This is a genomic window from Achromobacter sp. CSND-B12 (assembly GCF_052906545.1).
In genome coordinates, this window is the sequence record NZ_JBREGJ010000001.1 from 2,465,226 (window position 1) to 2,484,976 (window position 19,751).

15 protein-coding genes are annotated in these 19,751 nt (G+C 66.4%); 8 read left to right on the forward strand and 7 right to left on the reverse strand.

The window, feature by feature from the left end; genetic code table 11:
• Positions 1-30: 30 nt before the first annotated feature.
• The 6 genes from ACUTAG_RS11530 to ACUTAG_RS11555 all read right to left on the reverse strand — a co-directional run bounded on the left by ACUTAG_RS11530 (position 31) and on the right by ACUTAG_RS11555 (position 7,829).
• Positions 31-3,246, reverse strand: coding sequence for a TonB-dependent hemoglobin/transferrin/lactoferrin family receptor (locus ACUTAG_RS11530; protein ID WP_262352232.1), 3,216 nt, complete (start codon positions 3,244-3,246; stop codon positions 31-33).
• Between the two features lie 198 nt (positions 3,247-3,444).
• Complete coding sequence (locus tag ACUTAG_RS11535) at positions 3,445-4,800, reverse strand: type II toxin-antitoxin system HipA family toxin (RefSeq protein WP_148317281.1); 1,356 nt, start codon at positions 4,798-4,800, stop codon at positions 3,445-3,447.
• 3 nt (positions 4,801-4,803) lie between these two features.
• On the reverse strand, positions 4,804-5,064 hold the full coding sequence (locus ACUTAG_RS11540; protein WP_006385738.1) for a helix-turn-helix domain-containing protein: 261 nt from the start codon (positions 5,062-5,064) through the stop codon (positions 4,804-4,806).
• 134 nt (positions 5,065-5,198) lie between these two features.
• On the reverse strand, positions 5,199-6,218 hold the full coding sequence (locus ACUTAG_RS11545) for a FecR family protein (protein ID WP_148317283.1): 1,020 nt from the start codon (positions 6,216-6,218) through the stop codon (positions 5,199-5,201).
• Between the two features lie 72 nt (positions 6,219-6,290).
• Positions 6,291-6,797, reverse strand: coding sequence for an RNA polymerase sigma factor (locus ACUTAG_RS11550; RefSeq protein ID WP_006385736.1), 507 nt, complete (start codon positions 6,795-6,797; stop codon positions 6,291-6,293).
• Positions 6,798-6,989: 192 nt separating this feature from the next.
• Positions 6,990-7,829, reverse strand: coding sequence for an IclR family transcriptional regulator (locus ACUTAG_RS11555; protein WP_035200462.1), 840 nt, complete (start codon positions 7,827-7,829; stop codon positions 6,990-6,992).
• Positions 7,830-8,084: 255 nt separating this feature from the next.
• Between ACUTAG_RS11555 and ACUTAG_RS11560 the strand changes: the two genes are divergently transcribed.
• The 8 genes from ACUTAG_RS11560 (at position 8,085) to ACUTAG_RS11595 (ending at position 18,345) form a co-directional block, all read left to right on the forward strand.
• Positions 8,085-9,101 (forward strand): 2-dehydro-3-deoxygalactonokinase, encoded by a 1,017-nt coding sequence (locus tag ACUTAG_RS11560; RefSeq protein ID WP_006385734.1) that lies wholly within the window; start codon positions 8,085-8,087, stop codon positions 9,099-9,101.
• Positions 9,098-9,751 carry a 2-dehydro-3-deoxy-6-phosphogalactonate aldolase gene (locus ACUTAG_RS11565; protein WP_024070515.1) on the forward strand — a complete coding sequence of 218 codons (654 nt, stop codon included), beginning with the start codon at positions 9,098-9,100 and terminating at the stop codon, positions 9,749-9,751. Before ACUTAG_RS11560 ends, ACUTAG_RS11565 begins: the two co-directional genes overlap by 4 nt.
• Positions 9,748-10,896 carry a galactonate dehydratase gene (gene dgoD, locus ACUTAG_RS11570; RefSeq protein ID WP_060720668.1) on the forward strand — a complete coding sequence of 383 codons (1,149 nt, stop codon included), beginning with the start codon at positions 9,748-9,750 and terminating at the stop codon, positions 10,894-10,896. Before ACUTAG_RS11565 ends, dgoD begins: the two co-directional genes overlap by 4 nt.
• A gap of 32 nt (positions 10,897-10,928) precedes the next feature.
• Positions 10,929-12,320, forward strand: a complete 1,392-nt coding sequence (locus tag ACUTAG_RS11575; RefSeq protein WP_148317285.1) for an MFS transporter — start codon at positions 10,929-10,931, stop codon at positions 12,318-12,320.
• 233 nt (positions 12,321-12,553) lie between these two features.
• Positions 12,554-13,264: an ABC transporter ATP-binding protein gene (locus ACUTAG_RS11580; protein ID WP_006385730.1), complete on the forward strand. Its 711-nt coding sequence runs from the start codon at positions 12,554-12,556 to the stop codon at positions 13,262-13,264.
• Complete coding sequence (locus tag ACUTAG_RS11585) at positions 13,261-14,649, forward strand: ABC transporter permease subunit (RefSeq protein WP_020926189.1); 1,389 nt, start codon at positions 13,261-13,263, stop codon at positions 14,647-14,649. Before ACUTAG_RS11580 ends, ACUTAG_RS11585 begins: the two co-directional genes overlap by 4 nt.
• Before the next feature lie 10 nt (positions 14,650-14,659).
• Positions 14,660-16,120, forward strand: a complete 1,461-nt coding sequence (locus ACUTAG_RS11590) for an ABC transporter permease subunit (protein ID WP_006385728.1) — start codon at positions 14,660-14,662, stop codon at positions 16,118-16,120.
• 41 nt (positions 16,121-16,161) lie between these two features.
• Entirely contained in the window at positions 16,162-18,345 is a 2,184-nt protein-coding gene (locus ACUTAG_RS11595; RefSeq protein ID WP_148317287.1) for a TonB-dependent receptor, read from the forward strand.
• Positions 18,346-18,348: 3 nt separating this feature from the next.
• Here ACUTAG_RS11595 and ACUTAG_RS11600 read toward each other — a convergent pair whose 3' ends face one another.
• Positions 18,349-19,548: an MFS transporter gene (locus ACUTAG_RS11600; protein ID WP_006385726.1), complete on the reverse strand. Its 1,200-nt coding sequence runs from the start codon at positions 19,546-19,548 to the stop codon at positions 18,349-18,351.
• Positions 19,549-19,751: the final 203 nt, after the last annotated feature.

Here is a 19,751-nt window from a genome sequence, read left to right on the forward strand (position 1 = left end):
CCGCCATACACCGGCCCCTCAATACTTGACTTAAAAGCGCACCTCCATGCCCACCGTGACGGTGCGGCCAGGAGCGAACGTACGCGCCAGCGCGTCGGAATAGCCTTCCACGTACATACGATTGGTGATGTTCTCGACCGCCGCCATCAACTTGACGTTGTCGTTGGCCTGATAACTGGCATACCAGTCCCAGGTGGTGTACTTGAACCAGACTTGCGCGCCGCCGGTGTCGCGGTTGTACCAACCCTCGCCGCTGTAGTTGAAGCGCACTCCGGTATCCAGCTTGCGCTCCAGCAGGCGCGCGCCAATCAACACCATGCCTTTATCGACCGGCTTGGCGATGGCGCTGTTGAAAACAAAATTGCCGCATGAGGTCCAGGCATCGGCCCAGGTCCGCCAGGATTCATACCCTGCCGCAAGCGCTTCGTCGTGCGACTTCGGATAGCTGCCGTCCGACTTAGGCACGTCATACCGGTTTGGACCCGAGCCCAGCGGATATACGTTTTCGCAGAACTTGTTCGGTCCCCCGAGGTAATGCGTATAGCTCGCGGCGCCATAGACAAGACCGGCGTCATAGCGCCCTTCCAATTCGAGACCGCGGAACCGGGTACGAGTGAGGTTGTTGGTAAAGAAGGTCGTACCCAGCCGCGGGAAATAGTCACCCGGGCTGGTCTCGCTTCCCGGCAGCAGACCCATCATGGAAGAAAACAGATAGTTATCCGCCCGCGTGTCGAAATAGCCGGCCTTGAACGACAAATCGTCGCCCTGCACCACGACGTCCTTGAAGATGGTGTTGACGCCCACTTCCCAGGTTTGGGCGGTCTCAGGTTTCAGGAAGGGATTGGGTACGATCGTTTCGAAGCCTTCCGTGGGATGACCTCCGGCCATCATCAGTTCATTGATGGCTGGCGGACGCCACGACTTGCCCCAACTGCCATACAACTCCAGCCAGCGGACGGGGCGGATGGCGGCGGACAGCGACGGCAGCATCTTGCCGCCGCTGCGTTCGACGTCGTACTCGTACGTGGTGGGCTGATCGTCCCACCAAACGTCTATAAATTGGTCCTCAAACTTTCTGCGCGAGAGGTTAATGGGTTTCCGAGTCGGTACTTTGCTGTACATGATCTCGCCCGTGTCCGGGTCACGCCTAAGGGGGTATATAAATCGGCCTGGCTTCTTTGGGTCTGGCACACGGTCGTGCAGAGCTTTGTAGTAGCTATAAGCAGGATTGGAATCCCACCATGCTTTCAAGGCTGCCAGATCACCACTTCTCGCTATGCGGCAGCCTTCCCCATAAACCTCAGCCTTGTCCACCTCACCAGGGAGATTGTGCGTATAGCTGCAAAGGTTTTTTTCGGCCGTCCTCAACGAAGTTTGGTGATACGGCGCGGTTCCAGGCATATGTGTCTTGCCTTTGACCCAGTAGCGCTCATAGCGCAAACCCGCTGAGACCGTATAGAAATCGTCTTCCAGCTTCAACTCGGCGAAGATGCTTCCCATGTTGCGGCGTCCTCTCGGGTTGAGAGAGTCCTTACCATTCGCGCCAAAAGGCCGGACTCCACGCCCCTGGTTATTCCAGCGTTGGCTCGAAGTTGCACGATCAGAGAAATACTCGATACCGTAGTGGGCACTGAGCAGCGAGTTCGTACCCAGCAGGAAGCGCGAGGTATTGTCCACCTGCACGCCATGGGTCCGGGTGCGCAAACGGGTTTCCTTACCGACGCCGTAGTGGCTGCAAATGTCCGTCGTGTAGTCGGAGACGTACCCCCCATTATCGGTTTCACATTTGCCGGTGCCGTCGGACTTCCAGTGCTCGAAATGAATGGCCTCTCGAATCGCCACAGGATCGGTTATCCAAGAGCCTCCTCCTGGAGTTAAGACTTTCGGATAATTCGGTTCCGTGTAGTTGCTGACACGGGTATCGACGGCATAGAGCTTCACGTTCAAGTCTAGCCACGGGTTGTCCGCCGGCTTGAGCTTGTAGTCCAGCGCGAAGCTGTCGGATTGCGCCTTGGACACTCCCAGCTTTCGCCAGGGGGAGCCGCTTTTATCTGGACTCGCCAGTACGGATTCCGCAGTGTATGAATAGTTCACCCGTGTGCCGACATAACTCAATTGCAGGGACGATGCATCATTCAACTTCCACCGCACCTTGAACAGGCTGGAATCCTGCTCCTGAGCGGCGAATTTCACATCGTTGAATTCCACCTTGCTGCGCCCGCCGTCGCTGTCACGCACCACTTCCTTGTTCCAGTCGGATTGCCCGCCCCGCAACCCAAACCGATAATCGCCTATCGACCGCCGCGACACCGCCGCCAGCACTTCCAGGTTCTCACCCGCGCGCGCCGCGCCCGCCGCGCTGCCGATGAAATTGGTACCGTTGCCCTGATATCCCAACCCGGACGTGCCGCGCAGCTTCAGCCCGATATCCCTGCCATCGCGCAGCACATCCCCAAAATCCAGCGTCCGAAAATCCACGCTCCCCGCCATCGCGCCGGTGCCATGCACCCCGCGCACCACGCCCCGCTCTACCTGCACCTCGGACAGCAATTCCGAATCGACATACATCTCTCCATTGCGCTGCATGTGCCCGTTCTGCACGAAGTCCTGGCGCATGCCGTCGATCATCATGTTGACGCGGCCGAAGTCCTGCATGCCGCGGATGTTGATCGACAGACCGGGGTTCTGGCGGTTGACGGCGCTGGCGACGCCGGGGGTGTCCTGGATGAGTTCGGCGGCGTGGCGGACCGGAACGCGGTCCATTTCTTCACGCGTGACGATGCTGACGGCGCGGGGCGCTTGATAGACGCGCTCGTTGACGGTGTTGCCTTGAACCACCACTGGTTTGAGCGAGTACACCTGGGAACGACCGTCCGGGCCGTTATCGACCAATTGAAAGCTCAGGCGTCCGCTGCCTTCTGAAATCCGATAGCCGATGGGGCTGTTGCCGAGAAGATGCTTGAGCCCGGCGATGAGGCTGTAGGTACCCTGGGTGGCGACGCTGGTGTACGAGGAAAGATCGACATCGCCCACGTAGAGATCGACGCCGGCCTGCCGGGCGAACGCCAGCACCGCTTGCATCATTGGCTGGGCCGAGATGTCGAAGGCGCGCGTCTGGCGGATGGCTTCCTGCTGACGGTCGGGCTGTCCCGATGCCACCGGTTGCGGTTGAGCCCACACCGAGGCAGCGTGTGGCATCGCGAGCATCCCCGCGCACATCATTCGCCGGGCCAACCTCGCCTTCATCAATCTTCTCTTCACTTTCGTCTCTGGTTTCAGCCGATGCAAACGCGCATCATTACCATTAACGTTTGAGAATCGAACTACAGTAAAAAAAGTTCGGAAAAGACAGTTGTCAGAGGGAGAGCGGCGCGAAGGCGTCCTGACTTGGTCTTACTCAGGGCCGTGCATCCGAGCCAAGCGTATCTCGCGGCGGCCGGTGATTTACCCGGCCAGTTTTTCCGCCGCGGCTTGCAGCCCGCCGAGAATGCTGTCCGCGAGCGCTTCGGGAAATCCGGTTGGAATCAGTTCGCTGACGGTGCGTATCACCTGCTCGGTCCGGGCGACCAGGTCGTCGATCACGAAACGCGCGTCGCGCCCGTCCGGCGTGACGACGCCATGCTCGGTGCCCAGCGCCAGCCAGTGTCTGCGTTGAATGTCCTGCATCTTCCAGTGCGGATTCCTGGTGCGCACGGCCATGGCCATTCTTGCCTTGAACGGCGACAGCTGATTCGCGCGCGCTCCCATGACCGGGTAGGCGGACAGCACATCGTAGAGCGGCGCAAGCTCGTAGGCGCCGCCGGGGCGCAGGAAGATGCTGAAGTTCTTGGCGTGCCCATCCGTGGCGCGCAGCATCCAGAAGATAACCTGTGCCTGAAAGAAGATCCGCCGATCACGGTCAGGGTCCAGGGACGTGGACAGCAGCCTCATGATGAGCCCCATGCCCGGCCCGCCATCCGCCTCGTATTTCAGATGCGGCGGTGTGCCCGTCGCCTGGCACATGTCTTCCTGCGGCAGCCGCAGCAGCCAAGGTTGCCCCGTCGACCGACGGGCCCAGCGCCGGTCGAAGCGCTCGACGGCCAGCACTTTCATGTCCTCGAACAACAGCGGTTGCGTGCGGGCCACCGGCAGGCCGTAGGCGCGCAGGATCTCCGAGCATAACCATTCGTTCTCGACTGACTCGCTCATGTCATACTGAAGATTGCCGACCCGGCCCAAGGGCATTTTGAGGATGTGCGAGGTCGGGGTCGCGCCATGTGGCAGGCACCATCGGCCATCGAACCACAGCAAAGCCGTCTTCTCCTGGGCGCCCGCGATGGAAATGCGGAAGTCGTCGGTATCGGCGGCGCCGGCGCCGCCGAAGGGCGTCGGCGCAAGGGTGTTGCGCAGTACCTGCGCCACTTCGGCCTCGCTCAGCGGCGTCGCGTTCAGCACGCGCGCGTCCTGGGGCGGCGTGGCATCAGGCAACACCTGCAATGCGCCCGCGCAATCACGGCCCACTTCGGCAAGCAACGTGAACGCATCGGTTGCAGTCGCATGGAATCGCCGCGCGACACGCTCGCGGATTTGCCGGCTGTCGGGCAACAGGTTCTCGAAGTAGGTGCGAACCGCAACCCCCCGATGCGGCGGGTTGCCGGGAGTGAAGGGAAGCGACAGCGATAGCGGCCTGCCTTGATCGGCGCTGACCCAGGCGTCGGCGTATTGCAGGATGTCGCCAGCGCGGGGCTGCACACTCCAGGTGCCGACCATGACGCCGTTCATCCAGAGGTGCAGGGACTGTGTGTGCGAGCGACGCCCCATGGCTCACCAGTCCTGATCGGACACCTGCCGGCTTGCCAGCGGTTCCTCGGGTTCGCGCAACACCAGTTCCACGCCCAGGATGCTCAGCAATTGCAGGAGCCGATCCGCACCGACCTTTTCCGCGTTGCGCTCCAAGGCGGAAAGCGTCTGTTGCGTGATACCCAGCCGCAAAGCCGCGGCGGCCTGGGTCAGCCCAGCCTTTTTTCGGAATGCCTGAAGCAATGCCGGCAACTGCTCCGCGGTGCGTACGGTGTAGTCGGCCATACACGTCTCACGCTGTTTTTCAGGTTTACAAAGCATAGGCTGTAAACGGTTCATACGCAATATAGGCTGTATTTCAGATATACAAATCATGATTTGTTTTTTGGATTTACAGCATATGATTTGTATTCGGAAATTCAGTACAGCACCGTCACCCCTGGCAACCGCAGCTGCGCAAGCCGCATCTCGCCACATAGCGTGGCCAATGCGCCGTCGAGGTTATCCAGGTGGAACAGCGCATTGACCGGCCTGCGCGCCGCGGCGCGGTTCGCCAGGATCAACAGGCCCGGCCGGAAATTGCCGATGCGCTGCAGGACCTGCCCCAGGGATTCGCCTTCGAAGACGAGATAGCCGTCGGCCCAGGCCGCCCCGCGCGCGGGTGCGACGGCGCTACGCTCGATGCCATGGGCGCGGCTGAAAGTGGCGCTGTCGCCCGCCGCCAGCACCGCGAGCGCATCGCCCGAGGCGGGCGGACGATCCAGCGCCACCTCGACACGATGCTGCAACACGCCGATCCAGCCATGCCCGGCATCGCGGCGACGCACGGCATAGCGCGTGCCCAGCGCGGTCATGCTGCCGCCGGCGGTCGCCACCACGAAGCTGCGCGGTTCGTCCGCGCCCGTGGGCGCAGGCGCAAACACCGCTTCGCCGCGCAGCAGCCGTACGCGGCGCGTCGTGGCATCGTATTCCACGTCGAGCGCGCTGTTGCTGCCCAACAGCACATGGCTGCCATCCGGGAGATCGAAGGAGCGGATTTCGCCGACCGCGCTGCGGTAGTCGGCCAACCAGGGCGCCACGGCATCCGGAGCACCGGCCGCGCCGGCGACCACCAACGCCACACCGGCCATCACGACCGCGCGGCGCCACGGCGCCATGGGTTCCGACCGCCACCACGACGCAGCACAGGCACGCCAATGCGAGCGGCGCGGCCGGGGCACCGGCTGCGCGAACAACGGCAGGCCGCGGCACTCCCCCGCCAATGCCCAGACCCTCTCGGCATCGGCCAGGGCCGGGCCGTGGCGCGCGTCGCGCGCCAGCCAGCGGTCCAGCCGGCGTTGCTCGGCCGGCGCAAGCGCGCCGGCGGCCAGGCGCAACGCCCACTGGCTGGCCTGCCGGCGCAGGCGTCGTTCGCGGCCGGGGCGGCTCAAGGAGTACATGATGGGATCTTCATAAACAAGATAAACGGCCCAGCCACGAAATACAGTAAAAAAAGTCGCGGATGCGGGCGTTCAAGGGTCGTCTCCCAAGCGTTCGCGCATCAGGTCCAACGCCATCGCCAGGTGCTTCTGCACCGAGCTGGGAGAGATATCCAGGTAGCGGGCGGCCTCCGCGTGGCTCAGGCCCTCGACGCGGCAAAGCTGGAATATTTGCCGCGTGCGCACGGGCAGTTCCGCCAGGGTGGCGGCCAGCCGCGCCAGTTGCCGGCGGACGTGCACGTGTACGTCGGGCGCGGTGCGCAGGTCGCGCATATTTTCCAGGAGGTCGTCCGACACAGCATCGGTGTGGGACTGGTGATGATTGCGGCGATGGTCGATCAGCAGGCGGTTGGCGATGGCGTACAGATAGGCCAGCACGTTGTCGGACGGCAGCTCGTCTTCCTGCGCGACGATGCGGGCGAAGCATTCCTGCACCAGGTCGGCGCTGAGCTCGGCTTCGCCAGTCTTTAGGAACAGGTAACGGCGCAGCCGCTCGGCATGGGCGGCATACAGGCGCTCGACATCAGGTTGGGGCGCCACTTGCTCGTCGCCGGGGATCTACTCACTCGTGATGAGCGTCATTGATGATTGAGCAAGAGACTAGCACCGATAAGGCGCCCTGCCGGTGGCGACGGCATATGGATTGGTCGGAGATTTGACCGGGGCTGGCATTGCCGGCGGACGCCGCGCGCCGCTTGCCAGCGGTCGCCCATTGTTGGGCAGCGTGCTGCGCTACGTGGCGGCGTCGCGCGGCTTGGCGGGCGCGCCCTGCACCTTCCATCCCAGTTCCGCCGAGATGCGCGCCGCCGCCTCCTTGACCACGTCGACCATGTCGCGCATGCGCTCCAGCGACATGTACGGCACCGTGCTGGACACGCTGATCGCGGCGACGATGCCGCTGGAGGCATCGCGCACCGGCGCCGCCACGCAGCGGATCGACGGCTCGTTGTCCTCCAGGTCGAAGGCATAGCCGTTGGCGGCGTAGTCGCGCATGCGGTCGCGGAAGGCCTCCCAGGTCTGGCGGCCGCCGGGCGCGCGCGACGACACCGGCGCGCCGACGCGATGCAGCGCCTTCCATTGCGGTTCGTCGGCATCCAGCAGAAGCGCCTTGCCGACGCCGGTGGCGGCCAAGGGCATGCGGTGGCCGACGCGCGAACGCATCTCCAGGCCCTTCTTGCCGGGGATCTTTTCCAGATACAGCACTTCGTCGTTGTCGCGCACCGCCAGGTGGATGGTGTCGCCGGTGTCGGCCGCGAGGCTGTCGAGATACGGCCGCGCCAGCGTCGCCATGGGGAAGGCTTCGCGCGCCTGGAAACCGAGTTCGATCAGCTTCGGCCCCAGCACGTAGCCGACGCCAGGCAGCGAGCGCAGGTAGCGTTCCTGCACCAGGCAGCTGGCGAGCCGGTGCGTGGTGCTGCGCGCCACGCCGATGTGGGCGCAGATGTCCTTGAGGTCGCGCGCGCCCGCCGCAACGGCCTGGATCACACCCAGTCCGCGCATCAGGGTCTGCGTGCCGGCGGGCGCCGCCGCGTCGGGATCGTAGGCGGGAGAGACGGTCGAAGAATCGGGCATGGACAAGGCTGGCGCGGGGAGTTGGAAGGGGTAGCGGGAATCGAAGCTTATTCCCTATATATGGGATTTAATTCTATATTTTGAGATTTTTCAAGCGCTGATCTAGAATTTTTCCCAGCCCGACTGACGCCGCTCCGGCGCCATCGCGGGCTTGACGACAACAAGGCCGGCCAGGTCCTACAAGCCCGCGAATGACGCGCCCTTTGCGCGCCCTCGCCCGCAGCGCGCCGCCGCCCCGAGACGAGACAGATTCTGATGACAACCGGATCGCCTGCCCGCGCGGCCCTCATAGCGCTGGACTGGGGCACCTCTTCGTTGCGCGCCTATCGCCTGGATGGCGCCGGCCGCACGCTCGATACCCGCCACCTGCCGTGGGGCATCATGCGCCTGCCGCAACCGTTGCAGGACGGCGCCGCCACCCCGAGCGGCCAATCGGGTTTCGAACTGGCGTTCGAGCAGGCCTGCGGCGACTGGCTGCGGGCCGAACCGCAGCTGCCGGTGATCGCCTGCGGCATGGTCGGCAGCGCGCAGGGCTGGCAAGAAGCCGCCTACCTCGACGTGCCGGTCGACCTGGCACGCATCGGCACCCTGCTGACGCGCGTCGAGCGCAACGGCGCCACGCCGGTGCACATCGTCCCCGGCCTGATCCAGCGTCACGGCCTGCCCAACGTGATGCGCGGCGAAGAAACGCAGGTCTTCGGCGTGCTGTTCGACCAGGCCGGCGACCCCGCCGACAGCGTGCTGATCGGCCTGCCCGGCACCCATTCGAAATGGGTCAACGCGCGCCGCGGCCAGGTCACCCACTTCGATACCTTCATGACCGGCGAGGTCTATGCCGCGCTGCGCGGCCACACCATCCTGGGCCGCACCATGGTCGAGGCGCCGGCGTCCGACATGGCGGCCTTCGAGCGCGGCCTGAAAGTGGCCGGCGTGCCGGCCGGCCGCGCCGGCGTGCTGTCGACCATCTTCAGCACCCGCGCGCTGGGGCTGACCGGCGAGCTGGCCGGCGTGTCGCAGGCCGACTACCTGTCGGGCCTGCTGATCGGCCACGAAATTTCCGCGCTGGCCGACATGCTGCGCCTGCAGGGCGACCAGCCACGCATCGTGCTGTGCGGCGACGATGCGCTGTGCCAGCGCTACATCCTGGCGTTGCGGCACTACGGCCTGGGTACGCCGCAACTGGCGCAGCACGCCACCGAGCGCGGCCTGTGGCATCTGGCCGTCAGCGCCGGGCTGGTGCCCGCCGCGCCTTCTTCCGAGACCACACCATGACCCATACCGGACTGCAAACCGCCATGGCCCATTGCGGCCTGATCGCCATCCTGCGTGGCATCACGCCCGCCGAGGCCGTGCCCATCGGGCGCGCGCTGTACGACGCGGGCTTTCGCCTGATCGAAGTGCCGCTGAATTCGCCCGAACCGCTGGCCAGCATCCGCGCCATGCGCGACGCGCTGCCGGCGGACTGCCTGGTGGGCGCCGGCACGGTGCTGGATCCCGATGACGTGGCCCGCATCAAGGACGCAGGCGGCGAGCTGATCGTCATGCCGCACAGCGACCTGGCCGTGGTGCGCGCGGCCAAGGCCGCCGGCCTGGCCTCGTGCCCCGGCGTGGCCACGCCGACCGAAGCCTTCGCCGCGCTAGCGGCCGGCGCCGACGTGCTCAAGATGTTCCCCGCCGAACAGCTCGGCCCGGCCGTGCTCAAGGCCTGGCGCGCGGTGATGCGTCCGCCGATCGCGCTGGTGCCGGTGGGCGGCATCACGCCCGACAACCTTTCCACCTACGCCCAGGCGGGCGCCAGCGGCTTCGGCCTGGGCTCCGCCTTGTACAAACCCGGCCTGTCGGCCAACGAAGTCGGCCAGAACGCGCGCGCTTTCATCGCCGCCTGGCAACGCGCCTATCCCGCCCAGGAGACCCAAGCATGAAGATCACCAAGCTCACTACCTACATCGTGCCGCCGCGGTGGTGCTTCCTGAAGATAGAGACCGACGCCGGCATCGTCGGCTGGGGTGAACCGGTAGTGGAAGGCCGCGCCCACTCGGTGGCCGCCGCTGTCGAGGAACTGTCGGACTACCTGATCGGCAAGGACCCGCGCAACATCGAGGACCACTGGACCGTGCTGTACCGCGGCGGCTTCTACCGCGGCGGCGCCATCCACATGAGCGCGCTGGCCGGCATCGACCAGGCGCTGTGGGACATCAAGGGCAAGGACCTGGGCGTGCCGGTGTCGCAACTGCTGGGCGGCAACGTGCGTGACCGCATCCGCGTGTACTCGTGGATCGGCGGTGACCGTCCGGCCGATACTGCCGCGGCCGCCAAGGGCGCGGTCGAGCGCGGCTTCACCGCCGTCAAGATGAACGGCACCGAGGAACTGCAGTACATCGATTCGTTCGACAAGGTCGAGAAGTGCCTGGAGAACGTGGCCGCCGTGCGCGATGCGGTCGGCCCCAACGTCGGCATCGGCGTGGACTTCCACGGCCGCGTGCACAAGCCGATGGCCAAGGTGCTGATGAAGGAGCTGGACCCGTTCAAGCTGATGTTCATCGAAGAGCCAGTGCTGAGCGAACACTACGAGGCGCTGAAGGAACTGGCGCCGCTGACGTCCACGCCGATCGCGCTGGGCGAGCGCCTGTTCTCGCGCTGGGACTTCAAGCGCGTGCTGGCCGACGGCTACGTCGACATCATCCAGCCGGACCCGTCGCATGCCGGCGGCATCACCGAAACGCGCAAGATCGCCTCCATGGCCGAGGCCTACGACGTGGCGCTGGCGCTGCACTGCCCGCTGGGCCCGATCGCGCTGGCCACCTGCCTGCAGATCGACGCCGGTTGCTACAACGCCTTCATCCAGGAACAGAGCCTGGGCATCCACTACAACGCCGCCAACGACCTGCTGGACTACGTCAGCAACCGCGAAGTGTTCGCCTACGAGAACGGCATGGTCGCGATTCCGCAGGGCCCCGGCCTGGGCATCGAGGTCAACGAGGAATACGTGAAAGAACGCGCGGCGGTCGGCCACCGCTGGCGCAACCCGATCTGGCGCCACGCCGACGGCAGCTTCGCCGAGTGGTAAGCCGGTAGAAAAAAGCGAAAGAGGAGACCCCCTTGACCACCGTCACCCACCCGGGCCTGCAAAGCGCCCAGCGGCCGACGCGCAGCCGCTATCTCATCATGGTGATGCTGTTCATCACCGTCGTCATCAACTACCTGGACCGCAGCAACCTGTCCATCGCCGCGCCCGCGCTCAAGGACGAGTTCGGCCTGGACACGGTGCACGAAGGGCTGATCCTGTCGGCGTTCGGCTGGACCTACGCCGCCATGCAGATCCCCGGCGGCTGGCTGGTGGACCGCGTGTCGCCGCGCGTGCTGTACGCGGCCGCGCTGATCCTGTGGTCGGCGGCGACGTTCTTCATGGGCTTTGCCGGCAGCTTCGTGATCCTGTTCGTGCTACGCCTGGCGGTGGGCGCGCTGGAAGCGCCCGCCTATCCGATCAACAACCGCGTCGTCACGACCTGGTTCCCGGAAAAGGAACGCGCCACCGCCATCGGCTTCTACACCTCGGGCCAGTTCGTCGGCCTGGCGTTCCTGACGCCGGTGCTGGCCTGGCTGCAACATCATTACGGCTGGCACATGGTGTTCGTCAGCACCGGCCTGCTGGGCATCGTCTGGGGCATGCTGTGGTACCTGATCTACCGTGAACCGCGCCAGTTCAGGGGCGCCAACGCGGCCGAGATCGAGCTGATCCAGAAAGGCGGCGGCGTCGTGGACCTGGACAAGCGTGTCAGTGAAGACGCCCCCACGGCGCGCCCGCAAGACGGGCTTCCTGCCCCCCAAGGGGGCGCCTTTCGCCTTGGGGCGGCCCGGCGGCGAAAGAAGGCGCCGTTCAACTGGAACGACCTCGGCCTGGTGATGAGCCAGCGCAAGCTGTGGGGCGTGTACCTGGGCCAGTTCTGCCTGACCTCGACGCTGTGGTTCTTCCTGACGTGGTTCCCCACCTATCTGGTGAAGTACCGCGGCATGGACTTCATCAAGTCGGGCTTCCTGGCGTCGGTGCCGTTCCTGGCGGCGTTCATCGGCGTGCTGTGCTCGGGCGTGCTGTCGGACTTCCTGGTCCGCCGCGGCGCCACCGTGGGCCTGGCGCGCAAGCTGCCCATCATCCTGGGCCTGCTGATCTCGACGTCGATGATCGGCGCCAACTTCACCGACTCTACGCCCTGGGTGATCTTCTTCCTGGCGGTGGCCTTTTTCGGCAATGGCCTGGCGTCGATCACGTGGTCGCTGGTGTCGGCGCTGGCGCCGGTGCGGCTGCTGGGGCTGACCGGCGGGGTGTTCAATTTCGTGGGCAACCTGTCGTCGATCTGCACGCCGATCGTGATCGGCTTCCTGGTTTCGAAGGACAGTTTCGCGCCGGCCATCGTGTACGTGTCGTCGCTGGCGCTGCTGGGCGCGCTGTCGTACATCCTGCTGGTGGGCAAGGTGGAGCGGATCGAGGCCTGATCCGCACGCACCGCCGCAGCCAATGCGAAGGGCGCCCACGTGGGCGCCCTTCTGCTTTGGGTTGTCGTTTTTGCCGGAGTTCCGCGCGAGGATGGCGATATAATCACGTTATGTTATATCATATCTAACGATAGTCATTCCCACTGGAGTCCGGAAGGCCTGCCCAGGCGTCATCCGCGCTCCACCCCCCTCCCCTTGATTTCCCGGCATCTTCGGACGAAGAAGGACTTGCAGTGCTCGAAGCCATCGGCCTGACCAAACGCTACGGCGACCAGATCGCGCTCCACCCGCTGGATTTGCGCATCGAGCCGGGCGAGATCTATTGCCTGCTGGGCGCCAATGGCGCCGGCAAGACCACCACCATCAACCTGTTCCTGAACTTCATCGCCCCCGACGGCGGCCAGGCGCTGATCCATGGGCTGGACGTGACGCGTGAACCGCTCGCCAGCAAGCGCCACGTGGCCTACATCCCCGAACAGGTGAACCTGTACGGCACCCTGAGCGGGCTGGAAAACCTGCGCTACTTCGCCGCGCTGGCGCTGGGCGAGGCGCCGCCGCGCGCCAGGCTGCTGGAACTGCTGGCGGAAGTCGGGCTGGACCCGGCCGCGGCCGACAAGCGCGTGGCCGCCTATTCCAAGGGCATGCGGCAAAAGGTGTGGATTGCCGTGGCCCTGGCCAAGGACGCGCGCGCGCTGCTGCTGGACGAGCCCACCTCGGGGCTGGACCCGTCGGCCGCCGCCGAGTTCACCCGCCTGCTGCAACGCGCCGCCGAACGCGGCGTGGCCATCCTGGCCACCACCCACGACCTGTTCCATGCGCGTCAGACCGCCACCCGCGTCGGCATCATGAAACGCGGCCGGCTGGTCGAAAACCTCGACGCCCGGCAGATCGGCGACGTCGATCTGCAGGCCTTGTACCTGGCGCACATGAGGACCGAGGCATGATCCTCCTGATCGCCCTCAAGGACCTGCGCGAACGCCTGCGCGACGGCCGGCTCTACTGGGCCGGCGGCATCGTCGCGGTGCTGCTGATGACGGCGCTGGCCGTGGGCTATCTGCATCAGCAGGAGGCCCGCGCCGAACAGGCCGCGGCCCAGAACACCGATTACAGCGACTGGCTCAAGCAGGGCGCGCGCCATCCGCACGATGCCGCCCACCAGGGCATGCACGTCTTCAAGCCCGACACCACGCTGGCGCTGCTCGATCCCGGCATCAATCCGTATATCGGCAGCACCGTGTGGCTGCAGGCGCACCGCCAGAGCGAGGTGAAATTCCGCCCGGCGCAGGACGCCACCGGCCTGCAGCGCTTCGGCGATCTGTCGGCCGCCTGGATCCTGCAGGCGCTGGGGCCGCTGCTGGTGATCGTGCTGGGCTTCAACGCCTTCTCGGGCGAACGCGAACAGGGCATCCTGCGCCAGACGCTGAGCCTGGGCGTGGCGCCTTGGCGCCTGCTGTGGGGCAAGGCCACGGCGCTGGCGCTGAGCCTGGGCCTGCTGCTGGTGCCGGCCGCGCTGGCCGCCATCGTGGCGGTGTGGCTGGCGGGCGGCCGGGCCGATGCGCTGTGGCGCTTCGGCGTGCTGGCCGGCGGCTACGCGGTGTACCTGGCCGCGTTCATCTTCGTCACGCTGGGGGTGTCGGCCGCCGCCCGCTCCTCGCGCGTGGCCATCACGGTGCTGCTGGCGCTGTGGATCGCCAATACGGTGATCGCCCCGCGCGTCATGGCCGAGCTGTCGCGCGGACTCTATCCCAGCCCCACGCGCCTCGAATTCAACCAGGCCTTGCAGGATGACCTGAAGGCCACGTCGGACCGCGTCTGGATGCAGGCCTTCGGCACGACGGAGCGCTGGAGCCGCGACGTACCGCTGAACCAATGGGGTCTGGCGCTCAAGCTCGACGACCAGTCCAGCTACGCGGTCTACGACCGCCATTTCGGCCACCTGTGGGACACCTGGGAACGACAGCAGGCCGTGCAGGAATCGGCCGGCTGGCTGATGCCGCTGCTGGCGGTGCGCGCCCTGTCCGCCGCCATGGCCGGCACCGACTTTGCGCACCACCGCGATTTCACCACCGCCGCCGAACAACAGCGCCGCGTGATCCAGGACATCGTCAGCGCCGACCTGGTGGCGCACGCCGACACGCTGGAACACCAGCATTTCTCGTACCAGGCCAATCCGTCGCTGTGGGCGCGCGTGCCGCCCTTCCGCTACCAGCCGCCCGCGGCCGGCTGGGCATTGCACCAGGCGCGCCTGAGCCTGTTGATGCTGGCCGCCGCGCTGCTGCTGAGCGTGGCCTTCGCCTGGCGCGCCGTGGCCCGCCAGACCGCCCTGTAGGAGACTTCCGGTGCACGATACGCAATTTCGCCGCTTCGGGATGGTCCTGCGGCACGAACTCCGCCTGCTGACGCGCGAGCGCGCGCTGTGGCTGTGCGGCCTGCTGTTCCTGCTGCTGGTGGGCTACGCGGTCTTCAACGGCCTGCTGCAGACGTCGCAGCGAGACGAGGCCCAGGCCGCGCTGGCGCGCGCCGATGCGCACAACCGCGCCAGCCAGCTGGCGCAGCTGCAGCGCATCATGGACGGCAGCGAGGCCCCGACGCCGTTCGGCAACCCCGCCAGCCCCGCCAACATGGGCGGCGGCCTGGGCGCGCACTACGCCATCATGCCGAGCGTGCCGCTGGCGCCGGTGGCGCTGGGCCAGACCGACCTGTTCCCGTCGCAATTCAAGGTGACCTACGACAGCAAGGTCAACTTCATCCACAACAACGACATCGAGAACCCCTGGCACCTGCTCAGCGGGCATTTCGACCTGGCGTTCGTGGTGGTCTACCTGCTGCCGCTGCTGATCTTCGCGCTCGGGCACAACCTGCTGTCCGGCGAAAAGGAAGACGGCACGCTGCGCTTGCTGCTGTCGCAACCGCTGTCGCTGCTGACCCTGATCAGCGGCAAGGTGGTCCTGCGCGCGGCGGTGCTGTTGGGCGCCGCGGTGCTGCTGCCGGTGGCCGCCCTGCTGATCGCCCGCCCCCAGGCGTTGCAGGCGGCCAGCGCCACGCTGTGGTGGGCGCTGCTGGTCGGCGCCTACGCGCTGTTCTGGTTCGCAGCAGTGGTCGCGGTCAACGCCTTTGGCAAGTCTTCCGCCGCCAACGCCATGATCCTGATGGTCAGCTGGGTGCTGCTGGTCCTGGTGGTGCCGGTGCTGCTCAATCTGGTAGCCGCCTACGCCAGTCCGGCGCCGTCGCGCGCCGAACTGGCCACCCGCACCCGCGTGGCCACGGCGCTGGCCATGCGCGACCACGCCGCCCTTCTGTCGACCGACTACGAGCACATGGACAAGCCCGACGCCCTGATTCCACGCGATGGCCGCCTGGAAATCACCGGCCGTCCGCTGGGCCACGCCCGCGTCGAGCGCCAGGTGGATGCGGCAATGCAACCAGAGCTGGATCGCTTCGACGCGCAGATGGCGCGCCAGCAGGCGCTGGTGGCGCGCTACAGCGTGCTGTCGCCAGCGGCGGTCGCCTTTGAAGGCATCACCGCGCTGGCCGGCACCGGCCAACGCCGCCACGCGCATTTCATGCGGCAGATCGACGCCTACCACCGCGCCTGGAAGGACTTCTTCCTACCCCGCATCGAAGCCAGCCGCGCCATCACGCCAGCGGACTTCGCCGCCATGCCGGTATTCCAGTGGCGGGAAGAGGATCCCGCCGCCGTCCGCGCCCGGGCCGCGCGCGCGCTGCTGCAACTGCTGGTGCCCGCGGCGCTGCTGCTGGCCCTGGCCGGCTGGCGCCTGCGCCGCTATCGCGTGGTCTAGAGACAGGTTTTTCACCCCCCATCGAGTTTCGGGAAAGCGTCATGAGAAGAGTCGTATCCACCGCCGCCCTCGCGGCATGCACCGCCGTGCCCAATGTCCAGGCCCAGGAGGCCCAGGCGCGCGAGGCCGAACTGCCCAGCATCCGCGTGGAAGCCGCCAGCGACGCGGACAGCCTGCACCTGGACAGCCGCAGCAGCAGCGCCTCGCGGCTGGGCCTGACATTGCGCGAGACGCCGGCATCGGTCGAGATCGTGTCGCAACAGGCCATGCGCGAGCGCGGCGCCAGCACCCTCAGCGAAGCCCTGCGCGGCGCCACCGGTCTGGCCGGCGGCGGCCCGCCGTCCTCGCCCACCACGCTGTCCTCGCGCGGCTTCACCGACATCCTGTACCTGTACGATGGCCTGCGCATGTCGGGCGCGGGCTCGACCAACCGGGTCGAAGACACCTGGAACTACGAACGCATCGAGGTGCTGAAAGGCCCGGCGTCGGTGCTGCAGGGCGACAGCGCCATCGGCGGCATCGTCAACTTCCAGACCAAGCGCCCCGATCGCGACACCCCGTCGCGCGAAGCGATGTTCTCTTACGGCAGCTACGGCAGCACCCGCACCGGTATCGGCCTGGGCGACAACTTCGGCGAGACCGGCGCCTACCGCATCGACTACAGCCACAACGACAGCCGCGTCGGCACCATCGACCGCAACAGCAACAAGCTCGACCACCTGACCACAGGCATCGCCTTCGACGTCGCTCCCGCCACCCGGCTGGACCTGTCGTTCGACTATTCGCGCGACACCGGCCACGCCTACTGGGGCACGCCGCTGATCCCGCGCAGCCTGGCCAAGGCCCCCACCGGCGTAGTCAGCACGCCCGATGGCCGCGTGCTGGACCGCGCCCTGGCGCGCAAGAACTACAACGTGCTGGACGACCGCAACGAGGCCGAATCCTATTGGCTGCGGGCGCGCGTCACGCACCGCTTGACGCCGTCGTGGACGCTGCGCAATGAACTCGCGATGAACAAGGTCGACCGCCTGTGGAAGAACTCGGAATCGGCCACCTTCAGCGCCCCCGCGTCGATCGACCGCGACCAGACCATCATCACGCACCACCAACGCTATTTCATCGACCGCTTCGACGCCAGCCATGACGGCACCATCGCCGGCCTGTCGAACAAGTTCGTGATCGGCGGCGAACTCAGCAAGACCACGCTGGACAGCGAGCGGCGCTTCTCCAACCGCTCCGCCGCCACCGCGGACGCGCTGCGCGTCTCGCTGTGGAATCCGGACGTGGGCTACTTCAACGATGACCCGGCGCTGATGAGCGGCCCCGGCAACCGCACCGATTTCACCACCGACGTGCGCGGCGCCGCGCTGTTCCTGGAAGACTCGCTCAAGCTGACCGAGCGCTGGACGGTGGTGGGCGGCTACCGCTACGACCGCATCCGCGTCGACCGCGGCGTCACCGACCTGAATGCCGGCACCCGCAGCGCCTTCGGCACGCGCTACAGCGCCAATTCCATGCGCCTGGGCACGGTATACGACGTAACGCCGTCGTCGTCGGTCTACGCGCAGTACACCAATGCCACCATCCCGGTGGGCTCGCTGTTCCTGCTGTCGCAGTCCAATGCCTCGTTCCCGCTGGCCAAGGGCGAACAATGGGAAGCCGGCTTCAAGCAGAGCCTGGGCGACGTGGAATGGACCGCGGCGATCTACCACATCAAGCTGGAGAACGTGCTGACGCGCGACGCCAACGACCCGCGCGTGACGGTCAACAATGGCCGCCAATCCTCGCGCGGGGTGGAATTGTCGGCCGACTGGCGCATCACGCCACAGCTGACGCTGTCGGGCAACATCGCCGCGCTGAACGCGCGCTTCGATTCGCTGACCGAGGCCGACGGCACCTCCCGCGTGGGCAACACCCCGCCCAACGTGCCCGAGCGCGTCGCCAACCTGTACGCCACCTACCGCTTGAAGGACGTGCCGATGAACTTCTTCGTGGGCCTGAACCACACCGGCAAGATCTACACCGACAACGCCAACCAGGTCCGCATCAACAGCCACACCACGGTGGATGCGGCGGTCAGCTACCGCATCCGGCCGGCGCTGATCACTTTCCGCGTGCGCAACCTGACCGACAAGCTCTACGCCTACTACGGCGGCCGCGCCACCAGCCAGGTGCTGCTGGCGCCGGGGCGCACGTACGAACTGGGCGCGACGTTCGAGTTCTGACGTTCAGCAGCCTTGCACCGCCAGCTTGCGCTGGCGCTGGTTGGCAGCGCGTTGCCACAGCACCAGCCCCAGGCCGGCCGCGGCGATCACCGCGCCGGCCACCGGCACCGCGGCGTAGCCCAGCCCGGCCGAGATCACGCCGCCACCGGCCGCCGCGCCCACCGCGTTGCCCAGGTTGAAGGCGCCCACGTTGACCGACGACGCCAGGCCGGGCGCGTCGGTCGCGGCGCGCATCACCCGCATCTGCAGCGGCGGCACCACGGCGAACGTGCCGAAACCGAAGATCAAGAGACCGATCGCGGCGCCCACCGGGGTCTGCGCCAGCCAGGGGAAAGCCAGCAGGTCGGCGATCACCAGCACCAGGAAGGCGATCAGACTGCCATCGAGCGAACGGTCGGCGAAGCGACCGCCCGCGGTATTGCCTATGGTGAAGCCCAGGCCGATCAGCACCAGCATCGCCGTCACGAAATTGGGTGATGCGCCGGTCAGTTCCGCCAGGGTCGGCGCCACGTAGGTGTACAGCGTGAACATCGCGCCCGCGCCCAGCACCGTGGTCAACAGCGCCACCAGCACCACCGGGGTCTTGAGCACCGCCAGTTCATGACGGATATCCGGACGCCGGCCGGCCTCGCCGGCGGGCAGCGCGAACCACAGCGACAGCATCGCCACCAGGCCCAGGACCGACGTGGCGGCAAACGACATGCGCCAGCCGATCACCTGGCCCAGCCAGGTCGCGGCCGGCACGCCGCCGACGTTGGCGATGGTCAGCCCCAGGAACATGGTCGCCACCGCGCTGGCCTGCTTGTGGCGCGGCACCACGCTGGCGGCCACCAGCGAGCCCAGGCCGAAGAAGGCGCCGTGGTTCAGGCTGGTCACCAGGCGCGCCAGCAGCAGCGTGGTGTAGTTGGGCGACAGCGCCGACAGCAGGTTGCCAAGCGTGAAGATCGCCATCAGCACGATCAGCGCCTTGCGGCGCGACCAGCGCGACAGCGCCAGGGTCATCAGCGGCGCGCCGAGCATCACGCCGATGGCGTAGGCGCTGATCAGCATGCCGGCGCTGGGGATGGACACCCCCACGCCGTCGGCGATCACGGGCAGCAGGCCCATGGGAGAGAATTCGGTGACGCCGATGCCGAAGGCACCGACGGCCAATGCCAGCAATGGCAGGCCGGCTTTCACCGGCGGGGTTTCATGGGTAGACATACGGGTTCCTTGGTTGGGTGCGCCGACCAGGGAATCCAGAAGCGTCGCGGCGAAGGCCGGAGCGTGGGGCGGGTCTGATCGGAAGACAGGCGGCCAGTATGACGGGTATACCCTTACGGAAAAAGCGACTAAACGGGGAAAGACTTTTGACCTGGAGTCATGAATGACGTGGGGGGGGGGTTCGAGAGAGGAACGCGCTCGGC